General features: G+C 42.4%; 5 protein-coding genes. 1 reads left to right on the plus strand and 4 read right to left on the minus strand.

Annotation, left to right across the window (positions count from 1 at the left end; all coding sequences use genetic code 11):
* Positions 1 to 197: 197 nt before the first annotated feature.
* A complete protein-coding gene (gene ppk1, locus L1028_RS15825) occupies positions 198 to 2,312 on the plus strand; it encodes a polyphosphate kinase 1 (protein WP_234535409.1) in 2,115 nt (704 codons plus the stop codon).
* On the opposite strand, the gene L1028_RS15830 is transcribed toward ppk1, so the two are convergent.
* From L1028_RS15830 to L1028_RS15845, 4 genes are all read right to left on the minus strand, one after another.
* Complete coding sequence (locus L1028_RS15830; RefSeq protein WP_234535411.1) at positions 2,260 to 3,789, minus strand: Ppx/GppA phosphatase family protein; 1,530 nt, start codon at positions 3,787 to 3,789, stop codon at positions 2,260 to 2,262. The two genes, ppk1 and L1028_RS15830, sit on opposite strands and share 53 nt — an antisense overlap.
* Before the next feature lie 158 nt (positions 3,790 to 3,947).
* Positions 3,948 to 4,670, minus strand: a complete 723-nt coding sequence (locus tag L1028_RS15835; protein ID WP_234535413.1) for an amino acid ABC transporter ATP-binding protein — start codon at positions 4,668 to 4,670, stop codon at positions 3,948 to 3,950.
* Positions 4,657 to 5,322 (minus strand): amino acid ABC transporter permease, encoded by a 666-nt coding sequence (locus tag L1028_RS15840; protein WP_234535415.1) that lies wholly within the window; start codon positions 5,320 to 5,322, stop codon positions 4,657 to 4,659. The genes L1028_RS15835 and L1028_RS15840 overlap by 14 nt, the downstream gene beginning before the upstream one ends.
* A 106-nt stretch (positions 5,323 to 5,428) precedes the next feature.
* Positions 5,429 to 6,247, minus strand: a complete 819-nt coding sequence (locus L1028_RS15845; protein ID WP_234535417.1) for a transporter substrate-binding domain-containing protein — start codon at positions 6,245 to 6,247, stop codon at positions 5,429 to 5,431.
* Positions 6,248 to 6,667 lie beyond the last annotated feature (420 nt).

The following is a 6,667-nucleotide window of genomic DNA, read 5'->3' on the forward strand; positions in this document are numbered from 1 at the left end:
TTTTCCGGATTATAGTTAACATATTTTTCATTATGTAAACTACATTAAAAGATACATGCATCTTTTTTAAAAAAATTATCATATAAAATTCCCGAAGATTTTACATTGCGTTAACATTTCTCTCCTTATCCAATAGTAGAATGATAGAATATGATAAATAGATTAGATATAGACAACGAATCATATTTGGAGGTCCCATGAATACAGAAGAGAATAAAAACAACCAAAGCAGTCCAGCCACTGCTTACCTCAATAGAGATTTGAGCTGGATCGAATTTAACCGACGCGTGCTGAAAGAAGCTCAAGACCCTGATAATCCGCTAATGGAACGGGCTAGATTTCTGGCTATCGTCTCAAGCAATCTTGATGAATTCATAAGCGTTCGAGTGGCAGGAATTCAAGATCAAATCCGTGCAGGCTATACTAAAAAAGATTTCACTGGGTACACCCCTTCCGGGCTATACAAACGTCTCATCAAGCGTGTTACCAAAATTGTTGCTGACCAATACCGGATTTTCCGTGATATTTCACGGAGCTTGCATAAAGAAGGTATCGTTTTTGTGGATTATGAGGATCTCACTCATGCACAGGAACAGTCCATAGAACAATATTACCGGGATATCATCTATCCTGTACTTACGCCAATGGCTGTAGATCAGAGTCGACCGTTTCCACTCGTTCATAGCCAATTTATCTATTTAGCAGTAGTTCTTACTCGTAAGAACGGCCTTGAAGAAGAGCCTTTTTTTGCTATTCTGCAAATTCCATCTAATCTGCCAAGATGTATCCCGCTACCACACCGATCTAACAGTAAAAAACGGCAGTTCGTATTTATAGAAGATGTCATCCGTCATCACATTCAAACTTTATTCAGTGGTTACGAGCCCGTTGCCGTTAGTGAATTTCGTTTGACCCGTAACTCTGATCTCACGATCGACGAAGAAGGGGCCGAGGATCTTCTTGAAGAGATTGAGAAGGAGCTGCGCAAGCGTCGTCGCGGTGTTCCAGCAAGACTTGAAGTACAAAAAGGAATTCATCCATATGCCCTGGAACAGCTGCAAGCTGAGTTTGAACTTGAAGATTTCGTTTTCGAAATTGAAGGTCCGCTAGATCTAAGTTTCCTTCGTAATTTCGCCGGCAGTATTAAGGGCTTTAGTTACTTAAACTATCCAAGCATTGAGCCTGTCTACCCTGCTGAATTTGAAGAGAACGAGGATTTCTTTGAGGTATTACGTGAGCGTGATGTCCTGGTCTACCACCCATACGAATCCTTTGATGCGATGACGGACTTTATCATTCAAGCGTCAGAGGACGAACAAGTGATGGCTATTAAGATGACTCTCTATCGAGTTAGCGGAAACTCCCCTCTGATCACTGCACTGGCTAATGCTGCTGAATCCGGAAAACAGGTAACAGTGGTTGTTGAGTTAAAAGCCAGATTTGATGAGGAACGTAACATCGCTTGGGCCCGCCAACTTGAAAAATCCGGATGTCATGTCGTTTATGGTCTTGTTGGACTCAAAACACATGCCAAAGTCACCTTGATTGTCCGTCAGGAAGGCCATGAATTACGTCGTTACGTGCATGTAGGCACAGGAAATTACAATGACAGTACAGCCAAAGTCTACACAGATCTCAGTCTATTTACTGCTCAAAGCGACATTGGACTTGATGCTTCCGAGCTGTTTAATCAAATGACTGGTTATTCCGCTGATTTTGACTGGAATTCCTTCATTGTAGCTCCAACGGACATGAGCCTTTCCTTACAAAAGCTGATGAAGCGTGAAGCGGAGCATGCTGAAGCTGGAAGACCTGCACGTATCATTGCCAAAATGAACTCACTCTCTAATCAACAAGTTATCGACGATTTATATGGTGCAGCACAGGCAGGTGTATCTATCGACTTAATCGTTCGGGGGGTTTGTTGTCTTCGTCCGGGGATTGAAGGCTTGAGCGAAAACATTACGGTTCGCAGTATTGTCGACCGCTTTCTGGAGCATTCAAGAATTTACTATTTTGAAAATGGCGGGAAGCCTGAGGTGTATTTATCCAGTGCAGACTGGATGACTAGAAACCTAACCCGACGTATCGAGCTGATGTGTCCGGTAAGAGACAACAATATTCGTAAACAAATCGTTAAGATTCTTGAACTATCCCTTAAAGATAATGTGAAGGCCAGCTTCTTACAGCCTAATGGGTATTACGAGCAACCAGACGACAAAAAGGCCCCTTTCCGGAGCCAGTTCGCAGCAATGGATGTTACACGTTGGAAGGAAAATCGAGTTTTACCTTCACCGCCCAAGCATTCTTAAATGCTTTTAAGGCGTTCTCAATGTCTTCTAGACCAATCAGAAGTTCTGAAGCACCCTCAAGGTCCAGATTAAGGGTATTGCCGTGTAGATTTGCCTTCAGGCCGCTTACAATCCCGATCTCGGTGCTGTCCAGTGCAATGCTTAGCTGAACAAGTGATCCGAGCTTATGAATCCACTCTTCGTCGGAAGGCAGCAAAATGTCCTTATACATCTGGGACAATTTCTGCTTCCGGCTTTTTGTACTATACGAGGCAATCATCGCGCACAGGATAAGCTGGCGGTGTGTCAGTCCACGAATCGGTGAATTCATCAGCCAATACAGGGTGTGTCGTTTAGATTGATAATAGTTAATGTTAGATCCCGTTCGATGTAGCATGATGGATACATAAATTAACATCTCATGTTCAGCTTTATTCTCCTCATCCTTGAACGCATCAAACAGACTTAGCGCAAGCTTGTTGATGTGATCTAAATACCGTTTTGAGGTACGAATATCAAACCGAATGATCGTATTTAAACTGTATTCAAGCGCACTGTCCCGCACCGGTTGCTCCGGCTTCAGTAAATCATGAAGCATACCTTCCCTGAGCCCTTCCCCGCTGATTACAGCCTGGCTAGCCCCAATATACTGATATACTGTATGGAAAATAATCAACCCAGATACAATGATATCCGCTCGACTTTTAGACAACCCATCTAAATCTTTACGTTTATCATAAGGCATTGAAGGTAATGTGTTCATAAAATGCTCAATCGTCTCACTGGTCATGGTGTAACCGTGAGAGTTAGGTAATGAGTATGCTCTAGTCTTTTGATCCAGCTTGCCTAAAGAACGAACTGTCCCTCCCAGACCAAACAATGGAAGACCTGCTGTTGCGTTAAGCCAATCATGCTCTACTAATCTCCCCAGAACAAACGTCTCCAGCTTCTGAATCTGCTCTCCATTCCAGTTCCCGCCTTGACCAAACATAAGATTGGTATTCACCGCTCCGAACGGGAAGGAAATGTTATGTTGATAACGACGCCCGCAAAATAGTGTGATTTCAGTACTCCCGCCACCAATATCTATGACGTAACCATCCTCAACATTAAATGCGTTTATGACACCCAAGAAACCAAAGTATGCTTCCTGATGGCCACTTATAACCTCAATAGGTATGGTAGATGCTTCTGACAAAAAGGCAATAATTTCACTGGAGTTAGCAGCATTTCTGATTGCCGCTGTAGCACCCGCACGAATAGTTTCTACTTCAAAAGCATTGCAGATCTCCTTAAACTGGCGCAAGACTGGGATGATCGTCTCCATATCCTTCTGCTCCAGTCGACCTTCCTTCGTTATCTTCTCACTAAGACGTGCAGAGTACTTACACTCCTTGATGATCTTATAGCCTCCCTCCGGCGTTGTATCATAGATTACAAGACGTATGGAGTTAGAACCAATATCGATAATGCCTATCCGGCACAGATCATCTCTCATTATGTATGTACTCCTTTTCAAGTTGTTTGACCATCTATTATACATGGTTTACATAAATAAATGAACTCAGTCCATTATATCCTCAAAATTACGCAACTGTTAAAAAAATAAAGCGGCACCCGGGTAATTTTCCCGAGCGCCGCTACAATTTGACTTACTTATAACACTTTACTTAAAAAATCCTGAGTACGTACATGCTGAGGATTTCCGAATACTTGTGCAGGTGTACCCTGCTCTACAATCACGCCGCCATCCATAAATAGAATACGGTCGCCCACTTCGCGGGCAAAGCCCATCTCATGCGTAACAATGACCATTGTCATCCCATCTTCTGCAAGCTTCTTCATAACCTCCAGCACCTCACCGACCATCTCTGGGTCAAGTGCTGAGGTTGGCTCGTCAAAGAGCATCACATGGGGCTTCATCGCCAGCGCACGAGCAATCGCGATCCGCTGCTTCTGTCCTCCGGACAGCTGAGCAGGATAAGCATCCTTTTTATCTTCAAGGCCTACAGTCTTGAGCAGCTCCATTGCGAATTTATCAGCTTCGGACTGCTGCTGTTTTTTCACCTTAATCGGTGCTAGTGTAATGTTCTGCAGAACTGTTTTGTGAGGAAAGAGGTTAAACTGCTGAAATACCATGCCCATCTTCTCACGTGTGACATTAATATCGTGCTTTTTGGAGGTAATTGATTCACCTTCAAAAGTGATTTCGCCACCAGTTGGCTGCTCCAGGAGATTCAAACAGCGCAGAAAGGTACTTTTACCCGATCCACTCGGTCCGATAACGACGACGACCTCACCTTTATGAATCTCCAAGTCAATTCCCTTGAGAATTTCCAGCTTCCCATAATTTTTTTGCAAGTTCTTAACGGCGATCATCGGTATTCAGCCTCCTTTCCAGTCTACCTAGGATCTTCGATAGCGTAAATGTCAGCACAAAGTACATAAATGCGATAATTACAAGTGGTGTCATACCATCGTAAGAAATCGTTGTAACCGTACGGGCTTGAAACATCAAATCCGTAACGCCGATAAAAGAAATAATTGATGATTCCTTGATAATGGTGATAAATTCATTTCCGATTGCCGGAAGAACACTCTTGAGTGCCTGCGGGAGTATGATATGGCGCATAGTCATCCCTTGCTTCATTCCAAGCGAACGGGCTGCCTCCATTTGTCCACGATCTACCCCTTGTATCCCAGCTCGGAAAATCTCTGCAAGGTAAGCAGAACTGTTAATGGATAGAGTGATTGCCCCCGACTGAATCGGTGTAAACTCAATCCCGAATGTAGCCAATCCATAATGGATCAGAAACAGTTGTACAAGCATAGGTGTACCACGAAGGAATTCTACCCAGGCTGTTGCCAAGAAGCGAAGCACACTCCATTTGGACATACGTAGCAAGGAAATGATAATCCCTAGAATAAAACCAAAGAAGACGCCCAAAACAGCAAGCAGCAAGGTATACTGCAAACCGGTTAGGAAAAAATCACGATAATCATAAGCCATTTTAAATAAAGTAATGTCCATAACCTTTCCTCCCATCTCCAAAAAAATAGAAAATAGCTTATTGTCGCTATTTTCTGTATACACATACAATTTACTTTAGCAGACTCTAAAAATATCCATTGTTTCTTTACTTCGTGCTATCTGCAAGTTCACTAGCTGCCGTTACGAATTCATCAATTTTACCTTCTGAGTTTAAACGTGTCAGTGTGCTGTTTACTTGATCCAATAGCTCTTTGTTTCCTTTTTTAATACCAATAGCATAACCGTCATCCTCAACTTCCGGCTTAGCATCAGTAATTACAAGACCTGGAACATTCTTAACGAATGATTTGGCAACGGGTCCTTCAATGATAGCAGTATCTACACGATTGGATTGCAATTGTAGAACGATTTCGGAAATTTTACCAAGCGAAGTGACTTTCGCTCCCTCGATCCCTTTAGCAATTTCTTCTTGAATGGATCCAGTCTGCACACCAATTTTGGTACCTTTTACAGCATCCATAGTAGCGTATTTATCTTTGTCCGCTTCACGCACAACAATCGCTTGCTCAGCCTTGTAATAAATGTCTGAAAGATCAACAGCTTTTTTACGTTCTTCAGTCGGGCTAAGTCCAGAAATTACAATATCTACTCTTCCGCTGGACAATTCGTTTAGTAGTGAATCGAATGGCAAGTCCTTAATCACAAGCTCAGCACCCATATCAGCAGCAATTTCCTTAGCAATATCGATATCGAAGCCCACGACAGTATCTTTACCGTCTACTACTTTATGGAATTCGTACGGAGGAAAATCTGCACTTGTGCCCATAGTAAGTTTCTTAGCTGCCCCACCGTTAGTTGCATTTCCATTTGCAGCGGTATCACTATCATTTTTATTTTGTCCGCAGCCTGACAACAGGCCTACTGCTAATATCATACCTAAACTAAGTTTACCCCATTTGTTCATTTCTATATCTCCCCTATTCGTATGAAAAAAATCCACGTAGTCTCTTTGACCGATTTATTATAAATCAGAACGTATGAATATGCAAAGGCATAATTGTGACAATAACTTCCTTTTAATGGGTTTGAAAGCAAAGAATTCATTTATCCGAAACATATCATTCAACATTTATTCAAATTTTATATAATTTTATACATTTTTACTATTCCCTAACTTAACCAAATCATGCGGCAAATTGTTCTAATTTTCATCAAAAAAAGAAGGGGATGTCCCAAAAGCCATGAAATGGCTGCTTGGGTCATCCCTTTTTCTAGTAGGATATACGTGGGCGCTTTGAGAGGACGCTCCGCGAACGGACCGTTGTTCCAATCGCTGTGCTCTCCAGATTTTTTTCATTCCCCTTTGCGGTGAAAATCCGGAGAC

This window comes from Paenibacillus pseudetheri (genome assembly GCF_924513355.1).
In the GTDB taxonomy this organism is placed as follows: domain Bacteria; phylum Bacillota; class Bacilli; order Paenibacillales; family Paenibacillaceae; genus Paenibacillus_AQ; species Paenibacillus_AQ pseudetheri.

Bases quoted from the DNA above. Each gene is read 5' to 3' on its own strand.
- L1028_RS15835 (WP_234535413.1), bottom strand. From the start codon at position 4,670: ATGATCGCCGTTAAGAACTTGCAAAAAAATTATGGGAAGCTGGAAATT.
- L1028_RS15840 (WP_234535415.1), bottom strand. From the start codon at position 5,322: ATGGACATTACTTTATTTAAAATGGCTTATGATTATCGTGATTTTTTC.
- L1028_RS15845 (WP_234535417.1), bottom strand. From the start codon at position 6,247: ATGAACAAATGGGGTAAACTTAGTTTAGGTATGATATTAGCAGTAGGC.
- L1028_RS15830 (WP_234535411.1), bottom strand. From the start codon at position 3,789: ATGAGAGATGATCTGTGCCGGATAGGCATTATCGATATTGGTTCTAAC.
- ppk1 (WP_234535409.1), top strand. From the start codon at position 198: ATGAATACAGAAGAGAATAAAAACAACCAAAGCAGTCCAGCCACTGCT.